The 24,686-nt window shown below is 60.2% G+C and carries 22 protein-coding genes; 7 read left to right on the top strand and 15 right to left on the bottom strand.

The annotated features are described in order from the left end of the window. Positions 1 to 66: 66 nt before the first annotated feature. Positions 67 to 579, top strand: coding sequence for a dihydrofolate reductase (locus tag ASD60_RS10915; RefSeq protein WP_056854012.1), 513 nt, complete (start codon positions 67 to 69; stop codon positions 577 to 579). A gap of 120 nt (positions 580 to 699) precedes the next feature. Here the strand turns inward: ASD60_RS10915 and ASD60_RS10910 are convergent, their stop codons facing one another. Beyond that, the gene (locus tag ASD60_RS10910) at positions 700 to 2,091 is read right to left on the bottom strand and encodes an L-cystine transporter (protein WP_056854011.1); all 1,392 of its coding nucleotides are present in this window, start codon (positions 2,089 to 2,091) and stop codon (positions 700 to 702) included. 240 nt (positions 2,092 to 2,331) lie between these two features. On the opposite strand from ASD60_RS10910, the gene ASD60_RS10905 reads away from it, so the two are divergent. Further along, positions 2,332 to 3,387: a phosphorylcholine phosphatase gene (locus ASD60_RS10905; protein ID WP_056854010.1), complete on the top strand. Its 1,056-nt coding sequence runs from the start codon at positions 2,332 to 2,334 to the stop codon at positions 3,385 to 3,387. 319 nt (positions 3,388 to 3,706) lie between these two features. Here the strand turns inward: ASD60_RS10905 and ilvD are convergent, their stop codons facing one another. The 3 genes from ilvD to ASD60_RS10890 form a co-directional block, all read right to left on the bottom strand. Continuing rightward, positions 3,707 to 5,548 (bottom strand): dihydroxy-acid dehydratase, encoded by a 1,842-nt coding sequence (ilvD, locus tag ASD60_RS10900; protein WP_056854009.1) that lies wholly within the window; start codon positions 5,546 to 5,548, stop codon positions 3,707 to 3,709. 257 nt (positions 5,549 to 5,805) lie between these two features. Next, the gene (locus ASD60_RS10895; RefSeq protein WP_056854008.1) at positions 5,806 to 7,008 is read right to left on the bottom strand and encodes an MFS transporter; all 1,203 of its coding nucleotides are present in this window, start codon (positions 7,006 to 7,008) and stop codon (positions 5,806 to 5,808) included. Positions 7,009 to 7,211: 203 nt separating this feature from the next. Next, complete coding sequence (locus ASD60_RS10890) at positions 7,212 to 8,408, bottom strand: class I SAM-dependent rRNA methyltransferase (protein WP_017341306.1); 1,197 nt, start codon at positions 8,406 to 8,408, stop codon at positions 7,212 to 7,214. A 230-nt stretch (positions 8,409 to 8,638) separates the two neighbouring features. Between ASD60_RS10890 and ASD60_RS10885 the strand changes: the two genes are divergently transcribed. Genes ASD60_RS10885 through ASD60_RS10875 form a run of 3 tightly spaced genes read left to right on the top strand, consistent with a single transcriptional unit; the run spans position 8,639 to position 10,672 of the window. After that, positions 8,639 to 9,454: an HDOD domain-containing protein gene (locus tag ASD60_RS10885; RefSeq protein ID WP_162250575.1), complete on the top strand. Its 816-nt coding sequence runs from the start codon at positions 8,639 to 8,641 to the stop codon at positions 9,452 to 9,454. 31 nt (positions 9,455 to 9,485) lie between these two features. Continuing rightward, positions 9,486 to 10,298 (top strand): bifunctional DNA-formamidopyrimidine glycosylase/DNA-(apurinic or apyrimidinic site) lyase, encoded by an 813-nt coding sequence (gene mutM, locus ASD60_RS10880; RefSeq protein ID WP_056854006.1) that lies wholly within the window; start codon positions 9,486 to 9,488, stop codon positions 10,296 to 10,298. Positions 10,299 to 10,351: 53 nt separating this feature from the next. Continuing rightward, positions 10,352 to 10,672, top strand: coding sequence for a hypothetical protein (locus tag ASD60_RS10875; protein WP_056854005.1), 321 nt, complete (start codon positions 10,352 to 10,354; stop codon positions 10,670 to 10,672). 101 nt (positions 10,673 to 10,773) lie between these two features. Here ASD60_RS10875 and ASD60_RS10870 read toward each other — a convergent pair whose 3' ends face one another. From ASD60_RS10870 to ASD60_RS10850, 5 genes are all read right to left on the bottom strand, one after another. Continuing rightward, positions 10,774 to 11,025: a YfhL family 4Fe-4S dicluster ferredoxin gene (locus ASD60_RS10870; RefSeq protein ID WP_003195146.1), complete on the bottom strand. Its 252-nt coding sequence runs from the start codon at positions 11,023 to 11,025 to the stop codon at positions 10,774 to 10,776. Between the two features lie 123 nt (positions 11,026 to 11,148). Then, a complete protein-coding gene (coaD, locus tag ASD60_RS10865) occupies positions 11,149 to 11,628 on the bottom strand; it encodes a pantetheine-phosphate adenylyltransferase (RefSeq protein ID WP_007975368.1) in 480 nt (159 codons plus the stop codon). 115 nt (positions 11,629 to 11,743) lie between these two features. Further along, positions 11,744 to 13,339, bottom strand: coding sequence for a GMC family oxidoreductase (locus tag ASD60_RS10860; RefSeq protein ID WP_056854004.1), 1,596 nt, complete (start codon positions 13,337 to 13,339; stop codon positions 11,744 to 11,746). Positions 13,340 to 13,437: 98 nt separating this feature from the next. Then, positions 13,438 to 13,983: a hypothetical protein gene (locus tag ASD60_RS10855; protein ID WP_056854003.1), complete on the bottom strand. Its 546-nt coding sequence runs from the start codon at positions 13,981 to 13,983 to the stop codon at positions 13,438 to 13,440. Between the two features lie 28 nt (positions 13,984 to 14,011). Beyond that, on the bottom strand, positions 14,012 to 15,442 hold the full coding sequence (locus tag ASD60_RS10850) for a coniferyl aldehyde dehydrogenase (RefSeq protein ID WP_056854002.1): 1,431 nt from the start codon (positions 15,440 to 15,442) through the stop codon (positions 14,012 to 14,014). A gap of 146 nt (positions 15,443 to 15,588) precedes the next feature. Here ASD60_RS10850 and ASD60_RS10845 point away from each other — a divergent pair, with 146 nt between their 5' ends. Further along, positions 15,589 to 16,257 carry a TetR/AcrR family transcriptional regulator gene (locus tag ASD60_RS10845; RefSeq protein WP_056854001.1) on the top strand — a complete coding sequence of 223 codons (669 nt, stop codon included), beginning with the start codon at positions 15,589 to 15,591 and terminating at the stop codon, positions 16,255 to 16,257. A 49-nt stretch (positions 16,258 to 16,306) separates the two neighbouring features. Continuing rightward, positions 16,307 to 17,161, top strand: coding sequence for a sulfurtransferase (locus ASD60_RS10840; RefSeq protein WP_056854000.1), 855 nt, complete (start codon positions 16,307 to 16,309; stop codon positions 17,159 to 17,161). A gap of 40 nt (positions 17,162 to 17,201) precedes the next feature. On the opposite strand, the gene ASD60_RS10835 is transcribed toward ASD60_RS10840, so the two are convergent. The 6 genes from ASD60_RS10835 to ASD60_RS10810 all read right to left on the bottom strand — a co-directional run bounded on the left by ASD60_RS10835 (position 17,202) and on the right by ASD60_RS10810 (position 24,623). Continuing rightward, positions 17,202 to 18,221, bottom strand: a complete 1,020-nt coding sequence (locus ASD60_RS10835; RefSeq protein ID WP_056853999.1) for a hydrolase — start codon at positions 18,219 to 18,221, stop codon at positions 17,202 to 17,204. Between the two features lie 73 nt (positions 18,222 to 18,294). Beyond that, a complete protein-coding gene (locus ASD60_RS10830; RefSeq protein WP_056853998.1) occupies positions 18,295 to 19,740 on the bottom strand; it encodes a M16 family metallopeptidase in 1,446 nt (481 codons plus the stop codon). Continuing rightward, complete coding sequence (locus ASD60_RS10825; RefSeq protein WP_056853997.1) at positions 19,733 to 21,079, bottom strand: M16 family metallopeptidase; 1,347 nt, start codon at positions 21,077 to 21,079, stop codon at positions 19,733 to 19,735. Before ASD60_RS10825 ends, ASD60_RS10830 begins: the two co-directional genes overlap by 8 nt. Positions 21,080 to 21,182: 103 nt before the next feature. Further along, the gene (gene rsmD / locus ASD60_RS10820; RefSeq protein WP_056853996.1) at positions 21,183 to 21,785 is read right to left on the bottom strand and encodes a 16S rRNA (guanine(966)-N(2))-methyltransferase RsmD; all 603 of its coding nucleotides are present in this window, start codon (positions 21,783 to 21,785) and stop codon (positions 21,183 to 21,185) included. Continuing rightward, complete coding sequence (locus tag ASD60_RS10815) at positions 21,785 to 23,275, bottom strand: M16 family metallopeptidase (RefSeq protein ID WP_056853995.1); 1,491 nt, start codon at positions 23,273 to 23,275, stop codon at positions 21,785 to 21,787. Before ASD60_RS10815 ends, rsmD begins: the two co-directional genes overlap by 1 nt. Next, entirely contained in the window at positions 23,268 to 24,623 is a 1,356-nt protein-coding gene (locus ASD60_RS10810) for a M16 family metallopeptidase (RefSeq protein ID WP_056853994.1), read from the bottom strand. The genes ASD60_RS10815 and ASD60_RS10810 overlap by 8 nt, the downstream gene beginning before the upstream one ends. Between the last annotated feature and the right edge of the window lie 63 nt (positions 24,624 to 24,686).

Raw genomic sequence — 24,686 nt, 5'->3', positions numbered from 1 at the left:
ATGAGCTGTGAGCATAACCGTTGTGGCGCTTATCGGCGAAAGCGAGGCTCTGGTATCCTCGCCGACATGACTAAATCACTTCCCCTCAGCCTGATCGCAGCCCTCGGTGAAAACCGTGTGATCGGCGTCGACAACAGCATGCCCTGGCACTTGCCGGGGGACTTCAAATACTTCAAGGCCACGACCCTCGGCAAACCGATCATCATGGGGCGAAAGACCTGGGATTCTCTGGGTCGCCCGTTGCCGGGCCGCTTGAACATCGTGGTCAGCCGTCAGGCGGACCTGGTGCTCGAAGGCGCCGAGGTTTATCCATCGCTGGAGTCCGCGGTGGTTCGCGCCGAGGAATGGGCGAAGGAGCAGGGCATCGATGAGTTGATGCTGATCGGCGGTGCGCAGTTGTATGCCCAAGGGTTGGCGCAGGCCGATCGGTTGTACCTGACGCGCGTGGCGCTGAGCCCGGAAGGGGATGCGTGGTTTCCGGAGTTTGATGTGAAGGAATGGACACTGGTTTCCAACGTTGAAAACCCGGCAGTAGAGGGTAAGCCAGCGTACAACTTCGAAGTCTGGGAAAAGGTTTGAAAGCATCGCTGGCAAGCCAGCTCCCACAGTGTCCAAGGTGAATCACTTGTTGCGTGAACACCATAGATCCCTGTGGGAGCTGGCTTGCCAGCGATGGGGCCAGATCAGGCGCTGAAAAATTTAAGCGTGCGCCAACTCCGAATGCTCATCCGCATCCAGCACTCGTTTATCGGTCTGCTGCATCATCTGGCTGGTTATCGCACCGGCCGTCATCGAACCACTGACGTTCAACGCCGTGCGCCCCATATCAATCAGCGGCTCGACCGAAATCAGCAACGCCACCAGTGACACCGGCAAGCCCATCGCCGGCAACACGATCAGCGCGGCGAACGTCGCACCGCCACCCACGCCCGCCACACCGGCCGAACTCAGCGTCACAATCGCCACCAGTGTTGCGATCCACAGCGGATCGAGCGGGTTGATGCCTACGGTCGGCGCCACCATCACCGCCAACATCGCCGGGTACAGACCGGCGCAGCCGTTCTGGCCGATGGTCGCGCCGAACGAAGCGGCGAAACTGGCGATCGATTGTGGAATGCCCAGGCGGCTGGTCTGCGCTTCGATACTCAACGGGATCGTCGCTGCGCTGGAACGGCTGGTGAAGGCAAACGTCAGCACCGGCCAGATCTTGCGGAAGAAGCGCAGCGGATTGATCCCGGCAGCCGACACCAGCACGCCGTGAACCACAAACATCAGACCAAGGCCAATGTAGGAAACCACGACAAAACTGCCGAGCTTGATGATGTCCTGCAAGTTGGAACCGGCCACCACTTTGGTCATCAGTGCCAGCACGCCGTAGGGCGTCAGTTTCATCACCAGGCGCACCAGACGCATCACCCAGGCTTGCAGGGTGTCGATGGCGTTGATCACTTTCTGACCTTTTTCGACATCATCCTTGAGCAGTTGCAGCGCTGCGACTCCAAGGAACGCAGCGAAAATCACTACGCTGATGATTGAGGTCGGCTTGGCGCGCGCCAGGTCGGCGAACGGGTTTTGCGGAATGAACGACAGCAACAGCTGCGGCACATTCAGGTCGGCAACCTTGCCCGCATAGTCGGTCTGAATGGTTTGCAGGCGGGCCATTTCCTGGGTGCCGGCCACCAGACCTTCGGCGGTCAGGCCGAACAGGTTGGTCAGGCCGATACCGATCAGTGCCGCGATGGCGGTGGTGAACAGCAGCGTGCCGATGGTCATGAAGCTGATCTTGCCCAGCGATGAAGCGTTGTGCAGACGAGCCACGGCGCTGAGGATCGAGGCGAACACCAACGGGATCACGATCATCTGCAGCAATTGCACGTAACCGTTACCCACCAGATCGAACCAGCCGATCGAGGCTTTCAGCACCGGGTTGCCGGCGCCATAAACGGTATGCAGCGCGACACCGAACACCACACCCAGCACCAGCGCGAGCAGGACTTTTTTTGCCAGGCTCCACGGCGTGTGGCGGGTTTGTGCCAGGCCAAAGAGCAGGGCGAGGAACACCAGCAGGTTGAGAATCAGCGGCAGATTCATTGGAACTCCCATTAGACATGAGCCAACTGCCTTCCGGGGCAGCTGCGAACCGGGAAGCCTAACAGCTTGAATTCTAAAGAATTAATATCAAAAACGTCTTGAAACTGTCGTTTTTGGAATAAGCGTGTGTCGTTCTCGGAGATGCAGCTGACGCGATGGGTACGCTAGCGGTCGCTGGCAGACGAGGACCGTCACACTTATTTGTTAGCGTCGATGTCTTTCATTCAGGGAGTGACGCCAATGAAGTTTGCATCGAAATTTCTGGCAGCCGCACTGTGTGCAGGTCTTGCCGGCCAGGTATTTGCGACGGATCTGAAGCACTGGCCCGCCGATCAGGCCAAGGCACTGGACGCCATGATTGCGGCCAACGCCAACAAGGGTAACTACGCGGTGTTCGACATGGACAACACCAGTTACCGCTACGACCTCGAAGAGTCGTTGCTGCCGTTCATGGAGAACAAGGGCTTGATTACCCGCGACAAACTCGATCCCTCCCTGAAACTGATGCCGTTCAAGGACACCGCTGACCACCAGGAAAGCCTGTTCAGCTACTACTACCGCCTCTGCGAACTCGACGACATGGTTTGTTATCCATGGGTCGCCCAGGTGTTCTCGGGTTTCACGCTTGAGGAGCTCAAGGGCTACGTCGACGAAATGATGGCGTCCGGCAAACCGGTACCGGCGACGTATTACGAAGGCGATGTGGTCAAGAAACTCGACGTCAATCCGCCGAAAATTTTCACTGGCCAGCAAGAGCTGTACAACAAGCTGATGGAGAACGGCATCGAGGTCTACGTGATGACCGCCGCCTCCGAAGAATTGGTGCGCATGGTCGCGGCCGATCCGAAATATGGCTACAACGTCAAACCGCAAAACGTGATCGGTGTGTCGCTGCTGCTCAAGGATCCCAAGACCGGCGAACTGACCACTGCTCGCAAACAGATCACCGCCGGCAAATATGATGAAAAGGCGAATCTTGGTCTCGAACTGACTCCGTACCTGTGGACCCCGGCGACCTGGATGGCGGGTAAGCAGGCGGCAATACTGACCTATATCGATGAATGGAAAAAACCGGTGCTGGTGGGCGGCGATACACCGACCAGCGATGGTTTCATGCTGTTCCACAGCGTCGATGTGGCCAAGGGCGGGATACATTTGTGGGTCAACCGCAAAGACAAATACATGACCCAGATCCAGGGCATGATGGCCAAAAACGCTGCGGCCCAGGCCAAGGAAGGGTTGCCGGTGACGGCGGACAAGAACTGGGTGATCGTCACCCCGCAAGAGATTCAGTAAGACCGTTTGGCTTACCTGTGATGAGAGAACGTTAGCATCCTGTGGCGAGGGAGCTTGCTCCCGCTGGGGCGCGAAGCGGCCCTAAAAAGGGCTGCTGCGCAGGCCAGCAGGACGGTGCGGCGATCCGACGAGCTCCCTCGCCACGGGTACAGTGTTGATCGTTCCCACGCTCTGCGTGGGAATGCAGCCAGTGACGCTCCGCGTCGGGACGCGGAGCGTCCTTTTAGACAGTCCCACGCGGGAGCGTGGGAACGATCAATTGTGGTCAAAAAAATGCCCCGCACTGTGGCGGGGCATTTTCATGTTCGACGGTTAAGCCTTACAGCCCGTCGAGCATTGCCTTGTTGCGCACTGCACCCTTGTCGGCGCTGGTGGCCAGCAGGGCGTAGGCTTTCAGTGCGGTGGTCACCTTGCGTGGACGTTTTTCCACTGGTTTCCAGCCTTTCTTGTCCTGCTCGACCCGGCGCGCAGCCAGTTCTTCGTCGCTGACCAACAGGTTGATCGAGCGGTTTGGAATGTCGATCAGCACCTTGTCGCCATCCTGCACCAGGCCGATGGCGCCGCCGGCAGCCGCTTCAGGCGAAGCGTGGCCGATGGACAGGCCGGACGTACCGCCGGAGAAACGGCCGTCGGTGAGCAGGGCGCAGGCTTTGCCCAGGCCTTTGGATTTCAGGTACGACGTCGGGTAGAGCATTTCCTGCATGCCCGGGCCGCCTTTCGGGCCTTCGTAGCGAATGATGACGATGTCGCCTTCCTTCACTTCGTCGGCGAGGATGCCGCGCACGGCGCTGTCCTGGCTTTCAAAGATCTTGGCGTTGCCTTCGAACACGTGGATCGACTCGTCGACGCCAGCGGTTTTCACCACGCAGCCATCCAGCGCGATGTTGCCGTACAGCACGGCCAGGCCGCCTTCTTTCGAATACGCGTGCTCGACACTGCGGATGCAGCCGTTTTCACGGTCGTCGTCCAGGGTTTCCCAACGGGTCGACTGGCTGAACGCGGTTTGCGTCGGGATGCCCGCCGGACCGGCCTTGAAGAAGTGGTGCACGGCTTCGTCGTTGGTCTGGGTGATGTCCCACTTGGCGATGGCCTCTTCCATGCTGCGGCTGTGCACGGTCGGCAGCTGAGTGTGCAGCAAGCCGCCACGGGCCAGCGAACCGAGGATGCTGAAGATCCCGCCGGCACGGTGCACATCTTCCATGTGGTACTTCTGGATGTTCGGCGCAACCTTGCACAGCTGCGGCACGTGACGGGAAAGACGGTCGATGTCGCGCAGGTCGAAATCGATCTCGGCCTCCTGCGCCGCGGCCAGCAAGTGCAGGATGGTGTTGGTGGAACCGCCCATGGCGATGTCCAGGGTCATGGCGTTCTCGAACGCCTGGAAGTTGGCGATGTTGCGCGGCAGCACAGACTCGTCGTTCTCGCCGTAATAACGCTTGCACAGCTCGACGATGGTGCGGCCAGCTTGCAGGAACAACTGCTCGCGGTCGCTGTGGGTGGCCAGGGTCGAACCGTTGCCCGGCAATGCCAGGCCCAGGGCTTCGACCAGGCAGTTCATCGAGTTGGCGGTGAACATGCCGGAGCACGAACCGCAGGTCGGGCAGGCGCTGCGCTCGTACTCGGCGACTTTCTCGTCAGAAGCGCTGGAGTCGGCGGCGATCACCATGGCATCGACCAGGTCGAGGCCGTGGGAGGCGAGTTTGGTCTTGCCGGCTTCCATCGGGCCGCCGGAAACGAAGATCACCGGAATGTTCAGGCGCAGGGACGCCATCAGCATGCCAGGGGTGATCTTGTCGCAGTTCGAGATGCAAACGATGGCGTCGGCACAGTGGGCGTTGACCATGTACTCGACGGAGTCGGCGATGATCTCGCGGCTCGGCAGCGAATACAGCATGCCGTCGTGGCCCATGGCGATGCCGTCGTCGACCGCGATGGTGTTGAATTCTTTTGCCACGCCGCCAGCACGTTCGATTTCGCGGGCGACCAATTGACCCAGATCTTTCAGGTGCACGTGGCCCGGTACGAACTGGGTGAACGAGTTGGCAATGGCGATGATCGGCTTCTTGAAGTCGTCATCTTTCATCCCCGTGGCGCGCCACAGAGCGCGGGCACCGGCCATGTTGCGGCCGTGGGTGGATGTTTTCGAGCGGTAATCAGGCATGAAGCACTCCGGGCGGCTAATCAGGTATCAAAAGGGAAGTGAGCTTCTAGTGACGTCTGGAACACTCAGAAATGGCCGTGTGTCCGGAAGTTGCCGATAACTTTGCGGGATCGCCGCGCGCTTCAGCTTGAGCTCATAAACCCGCCGGGGATGACTGGCGATGAATGTCGCGATTCTACACGGCTGGCGGCTGGAGGGAATGCCGGGAAGCGTTGATCCCGTGTTGACCAGGCCTGTGGAATGACGACTGGCAGGTGTCAGCCGACATTGAGCGTCTGTTTATCACGTTGAAAGATCAACGCATTGAGTCCAAGGCCTGCGAGGCTTAATGCCAAAAACCAAAGGGCCAGGGTGCTGATCAGACCCTCGGGTACCACGCTGATCAATGCGCTGACCACGCCGCCGCTGAGGAACATCAGCACACCGCCGACCGAGGTCGAGGTGCCGGCGTATTGCGGGTGGATGTTCATTGCCTTGGAGTTGACGACAGGTCTGGTTATGGTTGTGCCAATCGTACAAATAAGCATGGATAACAGCACTGTGGTGGCAGAGAGACCAAATTGCCGAGTCAGCCACAGCATCAGCAGGCCTGAAGTTGCGATCAGCCCCAGGCCAATATTGATCTGGGTGTTAGCGTGCAGGTATCGATGCAGGACGCTGGCGACCACGCCGCCGAAAACATAAGCGACACCATACAACAGCAACGTCCAGGCAAATTCATAGGGTGAGAGTGCCAGTTGCTCCATGAAAATGATGGGTGAATTGACGATGAACGAAAAATGGCAGGCGAAGGCCAGGGCCGAAATCAGCCAGTAACCCATGAACCTTGCATCCGAACAGACTCGCCAATAAGCACTGAGAACTCCGCCATGCGCTGGCGTACGTATCGGTGGTGCTTTCTTGAGCAGCCGGCAAGCGCTTAACCAGACAAGCGTTGCCAGTGTAATAAACACCCAAAAGCTGCCCTGCCAGCCAAACTCCAATTGCAGCCAGGTCCCCAGCAGCGGCGATATGGAAATGAAAACACCGCCCGCAGTCACCATCCATATCCGGAGTCGCTCCCGTTCACGGCCTACAAACAAGTCCTGTACCAGCGACTGGGCCAGCGAAAAGGATCCGCAACCGATCGCCTGGATCACCCGGAAACCCAGAAACCACTGGTACTCGCTGGAAACTGCGCACCCAGCCGCTCCAATTGTTGCCAGAGCAATACCGGCCAACAACAGCTTCTTGCGGCCCCACATGTCCGAGAGTGGACCAACCAGCAGGATGGAGAGTGCCAGGCTGACGGCGAACACGCTGACGGACAGGGCCGCGTCAGGTGGTGAAATCCGGAAGTATCCCGAGAGATCTGGAAAGGAGGGGAGGACCACGTCCAATGGGAACACGCTCAACAGCATCATGGTCATCAGCAACAAGATGATCAGCGGTTTTTCACGGGTGTTTGTGGCGAGGTTCATCAATCAGTGCGCTCGTTCCGTGAGGGGTAGACGAGGATTGATTTGATGAAGAAGCAAGTCAATGCAGGGGAACGTGGGCGATTTCTGAATCATCTGTAGGAGCGAACTTGCTCGCGATGAATCCGGGAACGTCGCGGGGTATCAGGCTCCCCGCGTTATCGTTGACGACCATCGCGAGCAGGCTCGCTCCTACAGGGGATTACTCAGCTATTCGGCAGCAACCGGCAGGTAATGCTCTTGATGTAGCGGGTTTCAGCGATGGCTGGGTGAACCGGATGATCCGGGCCCTGGCCGCCGCGTTCGAGCATCTGGATGTTGCGGTCCAGGTGACGGGCGCTGGTCAAGAGAATGTTCTGCAGGTCGTCTTCCGGCAGGTGCATCGAGCAGGATGCGCTGACCAGGATGCCGTCCTTGCTGAGCAGGCGCATGGCTTGCTCGTTCAGGCGGCGGTAGGCGCCTTCGCCGTTTTTCATGTCTTTCTTGCGTTTGATGAACGCCGGCGGGTCGGCGACGATCACGTCGAAGCGTTCCTCGCTGGCTTTCAGCTCTTTGAGCGCTTCAAACACGTCGCCTTCGATGCAGGTCATTTTCTCGGCGAAACCGTTCAATGCGGCGTTGCGCTCGACGCCATCGAGGGCGAAGGCCGAGGCGTCGACGCAGAACACTTCACTGGCACCGAATGCCGCGGCTTGCACGCCCCAACCGCCGATATAGCTGTAGAGGTCAAGCACGCGTTTGCCTTTGGCGTATGGCGCCAGGCGCGCGCGGTTCATGCGGTGGTCGTAGAACCAGCCGGTTTTCTGACCCTGGATGACCGGAGCTTCGAATTTCACGCCATTCTCTTCCAGCGCGACCCACTCCGGCACCAGGCCGAAGACGGTTTCGACGTAGCGGTTGAGGCCTTCGGCGTCACGGGCAGCGGAGTCGTTCTTGAACAGAATGCCGCTTGGCTTGAGCACTTGGGTCAGCGCCGCGATCACGTCGTCTTTGTGGGCTTCCATGGTCGCCGAAGCGATCTGCACCACCAGGATGTCACCGAAACGGTCAACCACCAGGCCCGGCAGCAGATCGGAATCACCGTAGACCAGGCGATAGAATGGCTTGTCGAACAAGCGGTCACGCAGCGACAAGGCCACGTTCAGGCGATGCACCAGCAGCGATTTGTCCAGCGGCAACTTGATGTCGCGCGACAGCAGGCGGGCGCAGATCAGGTTGTTCGGGCTCATGGCAACAATGCCCAACGGCTTGCCGCCGGCGGCTTCGAGGATCGCCTGGTCGCCGGCCTTGAAACCGTGCAAAGGCGTGGCGGCTACATCGATTTCGTTGCTGTAGACCCACAAATGACCGTTGCGCAGACGACGGTCGGCATTGGCTTTGAGGCGCAGGCTAGGCAGGGACATGTCGTCGCTCCGGAAAAAAGAGCGGGAGTATAGCGTGTTGCGCAGGGCCACGGCGCGACGGATGGACATGCGGTGATCCGCCAGCGATTGGATGAAACTTCAGTGATCGGACCGCCCAAGGTGTCGGATCCAACTTTTAGAAGCTAGAATCGGCGCCTCACCCAGAGTGTGTACTTATGTCCCAAGAGCTGACTCCCGAACAAATCCAGCAGTCCCTGCAAGGCATCAGTGTGCCGGCTCAACCGCAGATCATGGTTGATCTGCAGATGGAGCAGTACATGCCCGACCCGGATCTGGAGGTGATCGCGAAGCTGATCTCCCAGGACCCTGGCCTCTCTGGATCGCTGTTGAAGATCGTCAATTCACCGTATTACGGTCTGAGCAACAAGATTGCCTCGATCCAGCGGGCGGTGAATTTGCTGGGCAGCCGCTCGATCATCAACCTGATCAACGCACAGTCGATCAAGGGCGAGATGAACGACGATACCATCGTCACCTTGAACCGCTTCTGGGACACCGCCCAGGACGTGGCGATGACCTGCCTGACCCTGGCCAAGCGCATCGGTATCCAGAACGGCGATGAAGCCTACGCCCTGGGCTTGTTCCATGACTGTGGCGTGCCGCTGATGCTCCAGCGTTTCCCCGACTACATGGGCGTTCTGGAGCAGGCCTATGCCAGTGCCGGGGCCGAGTGCCGCGTCGTGGACACCGAGAACCGGGAATTCAACACCAACCATGCCGTGGTGGGTTATTACACGGCCAAGTCCTGGCGCCTGCCGGAACACGTGAGCACGGCCATCGCCAATCATCACAATGCCTTGGCGATCTTCAGCGATGAATCGTCGCGCAACAGTTCGCTGAAGAACCTGCTGGCGATCCTGAAGATGGCCGAGCATATTTGCGCTTCCTATCGCGTGCTGGGCAACCAGACCGAAGATCACGAGTGGGACAGCATCGCGGCGTTGGTGCTCGATTATGTCGGTCTCTCGGACTACGACTTCGAGACCCTCAAGCAGACGATTCGCGACCTCGGCGCGCACCGCTGATTGTCGGGTTTTCTTCCTCCAAGAGAGCACCATGCCTGAACTGCCAGAAGTCGAAACCACCCGCCGTGGCATTGCGCCGCACCTGGAAGGCCAGCGCGTCAGCCGGGTGATCGTGCGTGACCGGCGCCTGCGCTGGCCGATTCCCGAGGACCTCGACGTGCGCTTGTCCGGCCAGCGGATCGTGCTGGTGGAGCGGCGCGCCAAGTACCTGCTGATCAATGCCGAGGTCGGAACCTTGATCAGCCACTTGGGCATGTCCGGCAATTTGCGTCTGGTGGAAGTCGGCCTGCCGGCGGCCAAGCATGAGCACGTGGATATCGAACTGGAGTCGGGCCTGGCCCTGCGCTACACCGACCCGCGTCGGTTTGGCGCGATGCTCTGGAGCCTCGACCCGCTTAACCATGAACTGTTGATTCGCCTCGGGCCGGAGCCGTTGACCGACCTGTTCGACGGTGAGCGTTTGTTCCAGCTGTCCCGTGGCCGTTCGATGGCGGTCAAGCCGTTCATCATGGACAACGCGGTGGTGGTCGGTGTCGGCAACATCTATGCGACCGAAGCCTTGTTCGCCGCCGGGATCGACCCACGTCGAGAGGCCAAAGGCATTTCCCGGGCGCGTTATCTGAAGCTGGCCATCGAGATCAAACGCATCCTTGCCGCCGCCATCGAACGCGGGGGCACTACGCTGCGAGACTTCATTGGCGGCGATGGTCAGCCGGGATACTTCCAGCAGGAGTTGTTTGTGTACGGCCGTGGTACCGAGCCCTGCAAGGTTTGTGGCACGCCGTTGCGAGAAGTTAAGCTCGGGCAGCGCGCCAGCGTCTTTTGCCCACGCTGCCAGAGCTGAGTGCCTTACGGTCTATAGTCAGTATTCCGACTGTCTAGCCGAAGGACCGAGTCATGAACCTGTTTCGAACCCTTGCCGTCGCGTCGATGCTGAGCTTCGTTGCATCAGCCGGTGCCAGCAGCGGCAGCGGGGATCCGCTCTACACCATCCAGAACCCACCGGCATACGCGATGATTGGCGACCTGTTGATTGCCCGGCCTTTGCTGGTCGCCGCCACTGTGATCGGCGCCGGCGTGTTTGTGGTGTCGCTACCGTTTACCGCATTGGGCGGCGGAGTAGGCGATGCGGGGCAGGCGTTGGTGGTGGACCCGGCGAAAGCGGCGTTCGTGCGGTGCCTGGGGTGTATCGGGGAAGGGTTTGAGCGGCAGGAGTGAGGCCCTGAAAAGCTTCGCGGGCAAGCCTCGCTCCTACAACGATCACACGACTGTAGGAGCGAGGCTTGCCCGCGAAGGCGTCCTGAAAGACGCCAAATGTCTCAAGCCTTGCCGGTAATCTTGCGGTACTTCTCCATCAACTGCTCTTCAGTCTCCGGATGCGCTTCGTCCAGCGGGATGCAATCCACCGGGCAAACCTGCTGGCACTGTGGTTCGTCGTAGTGGCCGACACACTGGGTGCACAGGTTCGGGTCGATCACGTAGATCTCTTCGCCCTGGGAAATGGCGGCGTTCGGACACTCGGGTTCGCAGACGTCGCAATTGATGCAATCGTCGGTGATGATCAGGGACATGCTAACTCCAGCCGGGGCGGCAAGCCCGGGCGCAATAAATCAATGCGCGTAATTGTGCCGCATTGGCGTGCGCAGTGCACGCAAGCGCGATCAAGTGCAAAAGATCGCAGCCCGCGGCAGCTCCTACTTCTTGAAGCGCTCGGTCAGTGCATCCGCCACAGCCGGGTGGACGAATTTGGTGATATCGCCGCCCAAGGCAGCAATTTCACGGACCAGTGTCGAGGAAATGAACGAATAGCGCTCGGACGGGGTAAGAAACAGGCTTTCCACATCCGGGGCCAACTGGCGGTTCATGTTGGCCAGCTGGAACTCGTATTCGAAGTCCGACACCGCGCGCAAACCACGCAGGAACACATTGGCGTTCTGCTCTTTGGCGAAATGCGCCAACAGGGTCGAGAAGCCGACGACTTCAACGTTCGGCAAATGCTTGGTGACCTCGCGGGCCAGCTCCACGCGCTGTTCCAGGGGAAACAGCGGGTTTTTCTTCGGGCTGGCGGCGACAGCAATGATCACGTGATCGAACAGGCGCGAGGCGCGTTCGACCAGATCGCCATGGCCCTTGGTAATAGGGTCGAAGGTACCTGGGTACAACACTCGGTTCATCGCGTCGTCCTGGCGGGAGTGCGTTGGGGAGTCGGATGGTATCGCAGCCTTCCCGGTCGGCCAAGTCGCCTGTTGGGTAAGAAAGCACTATAGACGATGCGAATAATCGCTTTTTTCACGGATTTTTTAAACGTTCGGCCAGAGAAGTCGCCAGTTGCGCCGTCAGGCCGTAGACCGACAACTGCGGGTTTGCGCCAATGCTGGTAGGGAATAGCGAGCCGTCATGAATCGATAGATTGGCCAATTGATGGTGCCGGCCGAGGCTGTCGGTCACGGCATTCTTCGGATCTTCGCCCATCGCGCAACCCCCCATCACGTGCGCGCTGCCCAAACGGGTGCGGTACAACTCCAGGCTTAGACCGTCAATCAGTGCCCGTGCCTCGGCGAGGGTTTTGACGTAGCGCGCGTCGGCGTGCATCGGCATCACCGCCCGGGCGCCGCCGGCGAACTGGATCTCGGCCATCGTGTGGAATGCCCGGCGCAACCCGTCCCAGGTATAAGGCGAGATTTGGTAATCGAGTACTGGCGTGTCGTCGCTGCGTAATTCGACGTTGCCACCCTGGCTGTCCGGGTGAAAACCGTCGCGCAGCAGTGCCAGCATGGCGTGGGTGTGCGGCAGGTTGGTCATGTGCCCGGCGTTTTCTTCGCCAAAGCCCCCGAGTAATGTCGCGGCCAGCGCCGGGTGTAGCGGTGGAACTTCCAGTTTGTAGGCCATGGGGCCGGTAGTGCCGTTCTGCCATTGGAAATGATCGGAATAAATGGACTGCGGCGCGCCATAGAACGGGTTGACGACCTCGTCGAACAACGCAGCGGACATGTTCACCGGATGCAGGAACGTGCGTTTGCCCAAGCGTTCGTGCGGATCAGGCGCTCCGGAACGCATCAACAAGCCTGGTGAGTTGATGCCACCGCCGGCCAGCACGTAATGCCGCGCCTTGACCGTGATCTTGCGACCGGTGGGTTCGACGCAGCGCTCGTCCATCGCCACGCAATGCAGGCCGGTGACTTTGTCGCCGCTGATGACGAGTTTTTCGGCGCGGGCCAGGTAAAGCAACTCGCCGCCCTTTTCCAGGGTCGCTGGAATGGTCGTGACCATCATCGATTGCTTGGCGTTGGTCGGGCAGCCCATGCCGCAATAGCCGAGGTTCCAGCAGCCGCGCACGTTGCGCGGGATGACATGCCAGCTGTAGCCGAGTTTTTCGCAGCCTTTGCGGATCACGTCGTTGTTGGCATTGGGCGGGACCATCCACGGCGCGACGCCCAGACGCTGCTCCATTTTTTCGAACCACGGCGCCATGTCGGCCGGGCTGTGACCCTTGACGTTGTGCTCTTTGGCCCAGTGCTCCAGGGTCGGTTGCGGAGTGCGAAAACTGGAAGTCCAGTTGATCAGCGTGGTGCCGCCTACCGCCCGGCCCTGAAGGATGGTGATCGCGCCATCCTTGCTCATGCGCCCGATGCCTTCCTGATAGAGACTGGCGTAGGCCTGGTCTTCGAGCAGCTTGAAGTCGCTGCTGGTCTTGAGCGGACCTTCCTCGATCAGCAGCACTTTGTAGCCGGCTGCGCTGAGGATTTCGGCGGTGGTGCCGCCACCGGCACCGCTGCCGATGATCGCCACATCCGCTTCGAGGGTCAGGTCCTGGCTCAGTTGCGAACCGTTATGGGTTTTCCAGCCACGGGCCATGCCTTCGCGGAACGGATCGGGTACGGGCATCTTCGGGTTCTCTTATTGTTCTGGATATTTTGGTGAGGCAGATGACGCCTTCGCTGCAGCAGGAGCGAGGCTTGCCCGCGAAAGGCTCGATACGGTTTTCAAACCGTCGGCGGTCCGGGATAGCCGCAATGCGCCCACGATTCCTGGCGGCCGTACCAGGCCATCATCACCAGTTGCAGCAAAGAGCTGTGTCCCATGCGCAGCAAGTTCAGCGAGCTGTTTTCCCAGCGATCGAGGAAGTGCCGGATATCGTCGGCGCTGGCGTTTTCCCAGCTGCCCCAGATCCCGGTCAACGGACCGCGTGTGACAGCCATGCCCAGCACATCGAACAGTTGCCGGGTCAGCTTGAGCATTTGCGGCGACAAGTGATCGAGGTTGTAGTCCAGACTTTTCAAAGTGCCATCGACCGCAGCCGGCATGCGTTCGGCAGTTACCGCACCGTCGAGCATTACCGGAAGCAAGGCCCGCAGAAACAACAGATCGCCACTGCGTAACGCCGCGAAACCGCTTTGCGGTGCACCCGAAGAGCAGCCAGTGAGGCTGGCACCCAATCCGGCGGTGGCGAGAAAGGCGCTGGCGCCGAGGCTGAACTTGAGCAGGCCGCGCCGTGACAGCGCGGGAGTATCGGACAGGCTTGGGTTCATTATTGTTATTACCCGAGGGTGACGATCGTTAGCGAATAAACAGCTTCTGGATCAGTTTCTGAATGGATTTACCGTACGGCGGATAGATCAGTTTCGCCGCGTTGAAGCGCTGTTTGATCAGCACACCCTTGGCCTTGCTGAAGGTGAGGAAGCCTTCGTGCCCGTGGTAGTGACCCATGCCCGAAGCACCGATGCCGCCGAAAGGCATGTCATCCTGAGCCACATGCAGCAGCGTGTCGTTGAGGCACACGCCACCGGAGTGGGTCTCGTGCAGCACGCGGTTTTGCTCGCGCTTGTCGTAGCCGAAGTAATACAGCGCCAGCGGGCGAGGGCGTTGGTTGATGTAGGCAAACGCCTGATCGAGATCCCGATACGGGACGATCGGCAGCAGCGGGCCGAAGATTTCGTCCTGCATCACGATCATGTCATCGCTGACGTTGAGCAACAGGCTATGGCCCATGCGACGGCCCTGGCTTTGCTCGAACAGAGGAATCAGCAACGCACCCTTGCTGGTGGCATCGCTGACGTAGCCATTGAGCCGAGCCAGTTGTCGATCATTGATGATTGCCGTGTAGTCCGGGTTGTCAGTCAGCGTCGGATAAAACCCGCGCACAGCCGAGCGATAGGCTTCAACGAAGCCACCGACACGATCCTCCGGCACCAGCACGTAGTCCGGCGCTACGCAGGTCTGTCCGGCATTGAGGGTCTTGCCGAACGCGATGCGTTCGGCGGCGTCCTTGAGCGGCACATCGTGGGACACAATGGCCGGAGACTTGCCACCCAGTTCCAGCGTCACCGGTGTCAGGTTCTCCGCCGCCGCGCGCATCACGTGCTTACCGATGCTGGTGGCGCCAGTGAACAACAGGTGATCGAAACGCAGGCGGGAAAACGCCACGCCGATATCGGCCTCGCCCAGCACGACGCAGACCAGGTCTTCGGGGAAGATCCGCGCCAACAACTGCTTCATCAGCAAACCGGTGGCCGGGGTGGATTCGCTGAGCTTGAGCATCACCCGGTTACCCGCCGACAGCGCACCCACCATCGGGCCGATCGCCAGGTACAACGGGTAATTCCACGGCACGATCACCCCGACCACGCCCAGCGGCTGATAAACCACTTTGGCCGAGGCTGGTTGAAAGGCAACGCCGACCTTGCGCCGCGACGCACGCATCCAGCCTTTGAGGTGCTGGCTGGCGTAATGGATGCCGTGCAGGCTGGGCATCAATTCAGCGAGCAGGGTCTCATCGGCGCTGCGATGGCTGAAGTCCTGACTGATCGCGTCAATCAAGGCCTGACGCTCGCTGTTCAGCAAGTCGCGCAATGCCTTGAGCCACTGTTGGCGCTGGGCGGCAGGGGGCATCGGGTTGGCGGCATACGCCGCACGTTGTGCTTCGAACAGCGCCTGAAGCTCGTCCAGAGGCTGCTGTAGGTTTTGCAGGTAGGAAATTTCAGCAGTCATGGTCGGCTCCGGATTTATTCTAATGAGGCACTTTTTAGAGTCTATGCTCTAAAAAGTCAAATGCCTTCGTCGCGCAGTGATGTTCCATCCGCTTGCGGATAGGTCGTAAGATGCCCATCAACGCACTCTGAATTAAAGCTCAAGCCATGGCCCCACGGATCAAAACCAGCGAGCGCATCGTGCAGAACAGCCTGGAGCTGTTCAATCAACAGGGCGAGCGCAGCATCAGCACCAACCACATTGCTGCCCACATGGAGATTTCCCCGGGCAACCTGTACTACCACTTCCCGAACAAGCAGGCGATCATCGCCGTGCTGTTCAGCGAGTACGAAACCCTGGTGGACAGCTTTCTGCGCCCGCCACAGGGCCGCGCCGCGACGGTGGAAGACAAGCGCTTCTATCTCAAAGAGTTGCTCTCGGCGATGTGGGGTTACCGGTTTTTGCATCGCGACCTCGAGCATTTGCTCGACAGCGATCCGGAACTGGCCGCCCGTTACCGGCGCTTTTCCCAGCGCTGCGTGATTCAGGGCATGGCGATCTACGAAGGTTTCGTTGCCGCTGGCATCTTGAAGATGGATCGTGTGCAGATCGAGTCCCTGACCCTCAATGCCTGGATCATCCTCACTTCCTGGGTGCGCTTTCTGTGCACCACGCGGGAGAATTCCAGTCATCTGAGCGAGCAGGCGATCAAGCGCGGCGTGTATCAGGTACTGGTACTGGAAGCCGGATTCGTCACGGATGAGGCGCGCGAAGCGGTCAACGCCTTGTTCGAAGAGTTTTACGTGCCGTTGGCTCAGGCGCTGGAAGAGGTTTGAGCCAGCGCGTGCAGCAGGATTGAATTGCGTTTAATCACAGGAGCCCGCTATGCCCATCGCGCAACTGATCAGCCCACAAGCGCTGGACTTGAAAAAGGACCAGCCGGGGTTGGTGATTCTCGATTGTCGCTTTGCCCTTGAAGACCCGGATTACGGGCAGCGCAGCTATGCCGAGGGCCACATCAACGGGTCGAGCTTTGCTGATCTCGAGCGTGACCTCAGCGGGAAAGTGGTCAAGGGCGTGACCGGGCGTCATCCGCTGCCAGAGCCGGTCGAATTGATCGAGCGTCTGCAAGCCTGGGGCATCAACAATGACAGTGAAGTGGTTTTGTACGACGACGGCCCGGGCGCCTTCGCGGCTCGCGCCTGGTGGTTGCTGGCCTGGCTGGGCAAGCGTGACGGCGTGTTCATCCTCGATGGCGGGCTAAAGGCTTGGCACGCGGCGGGTTTGCCGCTGAGTCTGGATGCGTCCTCGATCACTCGCGGCACGTTCAGTGGCGCCCCGGATGCTTCGTTGCTGCTCAGTGCCGAACAATTGCAAAAGCGTCTCGCGCAACCGCAATTGACCTTGCTCGATGCCCGCGCACTGCCGCGCTTCAAGGGTGAAATGGAACCGATCGATCCGGTCGCCGGGCACATTCCCGGTGCACAATGTGCGGCGTTTACCGACAACCTCGGCGCGGATGGGCGGTTTCTGCCGGCTGATCAGCTCAAGCAGCGCTTCGCCGCAAAACTTGCAGACCGTTCGCCGAACGATCTGGTGGCGTACTGCGGTTCCGGCGTGACGGCTTGCCATAACCTGTTCGCATTGTGCCTGGCGGGGTATCCGCTGGGTGCTTTGTACGCCGGTTCTTGGAGCGAGTGGATCAATGATCCTGCGCGGGGTATCGCAGTAGGCGAGTGAAGAACAAAGCATCGATACGCTCGCAGCCCCCTTCGTATGCCTACGCCCGGCCTGCGTTGGCCAGCCACTGGGGGATGCGTCGTTCCAGGTAGTAACCCGGTTGCCTGACCGAGCCGTCGACGAACCCGACGTGTCCGCCCTTGGCCTGCAGTTCGAATTGCGTACAGGCCGATAACTCATCGGTTTGCGGCAGGCTGTGGGGGAAGACGAAGGGATCGTCGGCCGCCTGAATAATCAGGGTCGGTGTGCGAATCTCCCCGAGAAAGTAGCGACTCGATGCGCGGCGGTAGTAATCCTCGGCATCCACGAAACCGTTCAGTGGCGCGGTCACCCGGCCGTCGAAATCCCAGAACGTGCGCATGTTTTCCAATGAACCGAGCGCGGCCAGTGCCGCCAGGCCGTCTTCCCGGCCGTCATGCTGGAACTGGCGCTGCTTGTTCTTGATGTAGGCCAGCATTTCGCGCATGAAGTGCGCCTGGTAGACCTTGGAAAAACCCTGGCCGATCCGGTCGGCGCACTGGTCCAGTCGGAACGGCACTGACACGGCCACCGCGCCAAGTACGCCGCTGTCACTGCCGGTTTCACCCAGGTGCTTGAGCAGGACATTGCCACCCAGGGAATAACCGACCGCATAGAGCGGCGCGAGTGGCCGCTTGGCCCGCAGATGTTTGATGGTTTCGGCCAGATCTTCGCTGGCGCCGGAATGGTAGCTGCGCGGCAATAGATTGGGTTCGCCCGAGCAGCCGCGCCAGTTCAGCGCGACGCTGGCCCAGCCCCGATCAGCCAAGGCTTTTTGCATGCCGGCCACGTAGGGCGAATTCGATGAACCGGTCAGCCCGTGCAGTACCAGCACCAACGGCGCTTCGGCGCTGTGCGGGCCGTACCAGTCGAGATCGAGAAAATCACCGTCTTCGAGCCACAGGCGTTCGCGGTCGCGGTCGATGTGCACGGTTTTACGCCACAGCGGCCCCCACAAGGTTTGCAGGTGCGGGTTGCCGATGCCGAAGGCGGGGGTGAAGGAGGGCGGTGAGGCCAGTGCGGGGTGCGGTTGCACAGTCATTCTCGGTGGATGTGTTCATGAGTCTGCCGGAAGACGCGGCGGGACAGCGCCGCGACCGCGTCACCCTGGCAGTCTAACTTGCCACAATCTCACCAGGCACGCGACACATGGCATTGGTTGCGCTTTCGCTCGGCTCGGGCAGCGGTTGTTGATCGGCCTTTGGCCCCAGGATGACCGCCTGCCATTGTCCAGAGTGGTAATGCCGGTTGAGTGCACTCTTGATTGATGTGAGGTTCAGCTTCGAAGCCGCTTGCGCGTCAAAATCCAGGTCCAGCGGCAGATTGTGTGTGCTGATGGCGTACAACTGTCTCAAGATCTGCGCATTGGTTGCGCTGTTCAACGGCGCGCTACCAATCAGTTGCTGTTGGCTGTCTTCAAGTTCCCGTTGGGTCGGCCCGTGGTTGAGAAAGTCGCTGAACATTGTCTCGATGTGGGCCAGCACCGCATCGGCCTGCTCGGGTCTGGTCTGTATTTCGATGGAGAGAAGCCCTTGTGCCTGAAGGGCTGAGAGTTCGGCCTCAACGTGATAGGTCAAGCCTCGGCGTTCTCGCAGTTCATTGGTCAGTCGTTTGCTGAAAACCAGCATGGCTGTCTGCAGCGCGACGTAATCCGGATTGCTTCGCAGGACACTTGGCTGGGCCAGGCGCAAGTAAGCCTGAGTCGATGTCCGCTCAACGCGCAGCAGACCTGAAGCGGTCGGGCTGGTCGCGGGTCGAATCGCAGCAATGGCCGGCCCCTTGGGCAAGGCCGCGGCTATCTGCGCACCAATGTGCTGGGCTTCCTCTTCGGTGAGGTCGCCGACCAGTGTGATTTGGGCATTGCCCACGGCATAGGCCTCGCGATGAAAGTCCTCCACCTGGGTGCGAGTGATGGAGGCAAGGCTGGCCCGGGTTCCGAAGAACGACTGAGCATAACCGTGGTCGGGAAACAGCTGGCCGAGGTTCGCGTGGCGGGCTTGAATGGCGTGGGACTGGTCTTCGCGATCCAGAACGTACTGCAATTGTGATTTGACTGCGGCCATGGAGGCCTCCGGCAGCATCGGCTTGCCGAGGATTTGGGCAAACAAATCCAGGGCTGGTGTGCGTCGTGATTCGTCACTCAAGCTACGCAGGGAAAACCACGTCCGATCCTGGCTGATTCCCATATCCATCTTTGCGCCCAGGTTATCGAAGGTCGCCTGTATGGCATTGACGTCCTTGCCCGCCACACCTTCATTCAACAGACTGAAGGTCAACGCTGCCAGGCCCGGTTGATGTGCTGTGTGGGCGCTGCCGGCGGCAAAGCTTACGAGGGTGTCGAACATCGGCAAGCCAGGGGTACGGATGAACAGGATCTTGGTGCCGCTGAAAGTCTTGTAACCCTTGATCGATAGCGTGCGTTGGAACGCAGGCGCTTGTGCTTCGCTGAGCGATTGCAGCACCGGTTTTGGGGGCGCCGTGATTGCAGCGGCATTGGCCTGAACGCTGAGCAGCATGCTTGCCAGTATCAATCCATTGATCAAGCCTTTGAACTTATCCATTGCTCTTCTCCGGCAGGATTTTCGCGGTACTCAGGCGCTCACGCGTCAGATAAGTCTGTGCCACCTGTTGAATATCCAGCGGTGTGACCTTGTTCAGCTCTTGCGTATCCAGATCGGCAAGCCGCCAGTCCAGGCCAATGGTCTGCAAAAGACCCAGGTTGTGGGCTTGTCTCTGCAGGTCGTCCTGCGCATAAACCAGGTTGGCGATCAGCAGGTTTTTCGCGCGTTCCAGTTCTGCCGGTTCCGGTGCCTTGCTTTTGAGTGATTCGATCACCTGCCACACACGGGTGAGGGCTGCGTCAGCATCATTGAGCTTGTCCGCATTGAGCTGCATGCTGATCGTCAGTAACGAGTCGCCGCGATTGAAGGCGTCGTATTCCGAGAGGACCTCGGTGAATATTGACTCGCTCAGTTGCAGTCGCTGTTTGATGCGTGCGCTATTGGAACCGGCCAGTAACATATCGAGCAGGCGCAGGGCATGGGCGGTCCGACGATCCAGAGCCGTGGCCAGGCTTGGCGCGTTGAAACTCATGATCAAGCGCGGGGACGCCACGGGTGCATGCAGGGTCAGCGATCGTTCGCCGGCAGAAGTGAGTTCGACGGGGGCAGGGGCCGCCGGTGTCGTGCCTCGCTCAAGGTGGCCGAAATACTGCCGTGCAAGGGCCTTGATCTGCTCGGGCTGGACATCGCCAACGACCACCAGGGTTGCATTGCCCGGCGAATACCAGGCCTTGTACCACTGCTGCAATTGCGCGGTATTCATTCGTTGCAGGTCATGCATCCAGCCAATCGTCGGGGTGCGATAGCCGCTGGCCGGGTGGGCGATGCTGTTCAGTCTTTCTTGAGCCAGCACGGTGATTTCATCATCGACGTACATCCGCCGCTCTTCCTGAATGACCTTGAGCTCCGGTGTGAAGTCCTGCGGATCCAGCTCGGCCGTACTCATCAGATCGGCGAGAATTTCGAACGCGACGCCGACGCGGCCGGAAGCGAGTGTCTGGTAAAAAACCGTGAAATCAGGGCCTGTATAGGCGTTTTGGCTGGCGCCCAGACTTTCCAGTATCGCCTCGAATTCTCCAGCGCAGGCCTTGCTGCTGCCTTTGTAGACCATGTGTTCGAGGGCATGGGACAGGCCCGACTGGCCGGGCGGCTCGTAGCTTGAACCGGCCTTGATCCACAGCTGAGCGGTGACGATTGGGGAGCGATGGTCCTCGCGCACGACGACCTTGAGGCCGTTATCCAGCACGAAGTCTTGCGTCGCAGGGGGTGTGGCAGCGCTGGCCATGAGCGGCAGCCAGGCGATAAATGGCAGTACAAAAATGCAGCAGGAGATGTTCATCCGTGTTCATCCTCAGTGGTTTGCAGGGTTATGCGCAAACCACTGTGGATGATCCGTAAGGACGTCAGGCGGTAACTATGTAGTGCTCCTCACAATCGCAACGTCAGGCGCCGCGCTGCCACAACGAGTAATACACTCGCCCGGATTTCTGCTCCCGGTGCAGGCGCCAGTTCTGCGGCAGGCCCAGGGTTGACGGCGCTGACTCGCTTTCGGTGTATATCCAGGCATCGTCGGCCAGCCATTGGCGCTCTTCGAGCAGGGCGCAAACGGCGGGCAACAGGTTCTGGTTGAACGGCGGGTCGAGGAACACCAGGTCGTAGGGGGTGGCGGTCTGGGTTTCCAGGTAGCGCAGGGCGTCAGCGGTCTGAACCTGGCCGGTGGTGCAGCGCAATGTGCCCAGATGTTCCTTGAGGCTCGACACCGCGAGGCTGCTGGCGTCCAGCGCCTGACCCATGGCCGCGCCACGGGACAGGGCTTCGAGGAACAGCGCGCCGCTGCCGGTGAACGGGTCCAGCACTTTGGCGCCTGGAACGTAAGGTGCGAGCCAGTTGAACAGGGTTTCACGCACCCGGTCCGGCGTCGGACGCAGACCCGGCGCATCGGGGAAGCTCAGTTTACGGCTGCGCCATTCGCCGCCGATGATGCGCAGCTGGTTCACGCCGTTGTGCACGTTGTGGACGGGTTTTTTGGGACGGGAAGTAGCCATTAATGCTCCGGAACCCCGAGCGGTTGCTCGGCAGGTTTATCAGTAGGGGCCGGCAGCGGCTTTTGCGGCACGGTCGGGCCAGCGCTGACGATGACCATTTTGTCCGTGCTCAAGTGTTTGTTCATGGCCGCTTTGACTTGCTCGACGGTCAGGTTCTGCGACTGTTGCATGAAGTCTTCCAGGTGGCTCAGCGGCAAGTCATAGAAGCCAATGGCACCCAGTTGACCGACGATGTCGGCGTTGCTGGCGGTGGACAGCGGGAAGCTGCCGGCCAGTTCACGCTTGGCGTCGTCGAGTTCTTTCTCGGTCGGGCCGGTTGCAAGGTAGTCCGCGAGGACGTCCTGCACCAGTTTCAGGGTGCCTTCGCTCATTTCGGCGCGGGTCTGCACGTTGATCATGAACGGGCCACGCGCCTGCATCGGGCTGAAGCCCGAATATATGCCATAGGCCAGGCCGCGCTTCTCGCGCACTTCGCTCATCAGTCGAGTACCGAAACCGCCACCACCGAGGATCTGGTTGCCCATGGACAGTGCGGCGTAGTCCGGATCATCACGATCGATGCCTAGTTGCGCAAGCATCAGGTTGGTCTGTTTGGACGGGAACTCGATGTGGCCGATGCTGGCCTTGGGTTCGGTCGGTTGGGCGATTTTCGGCAGGGCCGGACCTTTGGGCAGGGCGCTGGACACCTGCGCGGCCATGGCCTCGGCTTCGGCGCGGGACAGATCGCCAACCAGTGCGATGACTACGTTGCCCGCGGCATAGGCTTTTTCGTGGAAAGCGCGCAGTTGCGCGAGGGTCACCTCGGGAATGGACTTTGCCGTGCCATCACTGGCGTGCGCATAGGGGTGATCGCCGTACAAGCGGTTCATCAACTCCAGGCTGGCCAGTTTGCCGGGGTTCTGTTTCTGGTATTCGAAGCCGGCGAGCAACTGGTTCTTGATACGGGTAAATGAGTCGGCCGGAAAGGTTGGCTTGCCGACGACTTGCGCAAACAGCTGCAAGGCCGGTTCACGTTTGTCCGTTGCACTGAGGCTGCGCAGCGATGCAACCGCCATGTCTTTGTAAGCGCCATTGCCGAAATCGGCTCCCAGACCCTCGAAACCCTGGGCGATGGCGCTGACGTCTTTGCCGGCCACACCCTCGTTGAGCATGGCGTTGGTCAGCACGGCCAGGCCGGGTGCGCTGCCATCCTGGCTGCTGCCGGCGGCGAAGATCAGGCGCATATCGAACATCGGCAGCTCACGGGCTTCGACGAACAACACCTTGGCGCCTTCGGCGGTGTTCCAGGTCTGCACGTCGAGTTTGCGGCGGCTCGGTGCCTTGCCGTTGAGTTCGGTCAGCGATTGCAGCTTCTGGCTGGCCTTGGCCTTGTCCAGGGCTTCGCTGGCATTGGATTCGTCGGTTTTCGAAAAATAGAACGCGGCAGAGCCGATCAGCGCGACGGCGATCAGGCCGAACAGGGCCAGGCGCGGTTTTTTACGCTCACTCATGAGTCGTCTCCTCTGGCAGAACATGGGCGACGCTGAGACGTTCGCGGGTGAAATACAGCTTGGCGGCATTCTGGATATCTTGCGGGGTCACGCTTTCCAGATCGGCGAGCTCGGTATCCATCAGTTTCCAGGACAGCCCGACCGTTTCCAGTTGGCCAATGGCCGTGGCCTGGCTGGTGATCGAGTCGCGCTCGTAAACCAGGCCGGCGATGACCTGTGCCCGCACACGCTCCAGTTCTTCAGTGGTCGGCGCAGTGGTTTTCAGCTGTTCAAGCAGCTTCCACAAACCGGCTTCGGCCTGGGCGATGGTCTTGTTTTTCTGGCTGTTGGGCGTTGCCGACAGCGTGAACAGGCTATCGCCGCGGGTGTAGGCGTCGTAGCTCGACGAGCCGCCGGACACCAATTCTTCGCCGCGCTCCAGTTGGGTCGGGATACGTGCGCTGTAGCCGCCATCGAGCAGCGCGGAAATCAGGCGCAAGGCGTTCACCGAGCGTTTGTCTTCGGCGGTGGCGATACTCGGCACGTTGAATGCCAGCATCAGGCTGGGCAATTGGGTCTTCACGTGCAAGGTGATCTGGCGCTCGCCGGGTTCGGCCAGTTCCAGCGGTTTTTTCGCGGCAGGCACGTCACGCTTGGCGATCGGGCCGAAATAGCGTTGGGCCAGGGTTTTGACTTCTTCGGGTGTCACGTCGCCAACCACCACCAGCGTGGCGTTGTTCGGCACGTACCAGGATTCATACCAGTGGCGCAGCTCTTCGACTTTCATGCGCTCCAGGTCTGCCATCCAGCCGATGGTCGGCGTGTGATAGCCGCTGGCCGGGTAGGCCATGGCCTTGAAACGTTCGTAAGCCTTGGACATCGGTTTGTCGTCGGTACGCAGGCGGCGTTCTTCCTTGATGACTTCGATCTCGCGGGCGAACTCGTCCGGTGGCAGGCGCAAGCTGGCCATCCGGTCGGCTTCCAGTTCGAAAGCCACGCCCAGGCGGTCGCGGGCCAGCACCTGGTAGTAGGCGGTGAAATCGTCGCTGGTGAAGGCGTTCTCTTCGGCGCCGAGGTCGCGCAGGATCAACGACGCTTCGCCAGGGCCGACTTTCTCGCTACCCTTGAACATCATGTGCTCCAGGGCATGGGACAGGCCGGTCTGACCCGGTGTCTCGTAGCTGGAGCCGACCTTGTACCAGACTTGGGAAACCACCACCGGCGCACGATGGTCTTCGCGCACGACGACCTTCAAGCCGTTGTCGAGGGTGAACTCGTGGGTGGGTTGCGGGTCGGCAGCCAGGGCCGAGAGGGGCAGACAAACTGTGCTGAGCAGCAGGCCTGCGGCGCGGCGGGCTAGAGCATTCATTCGTGTTTAAACCTGTTGGGCTGCCCGCTAGGTCTTAGCGTCGGCGGGCGAGAGGGTGCTAGG

Source organism: Pseudomonas sp. Root562, assembly GCF_001427125.1.
In the GTDB taxonomy this organism is placed as follows: domain Bacteria; phylum Pseudomonadota; class Gammaproteobacteria; order Pseudomonadales; family Pseudomonadaceae; genus Aquipseudomonas.
This window is presented reverse-complemented; position numbering and strand designations above follow the sequence as displayed.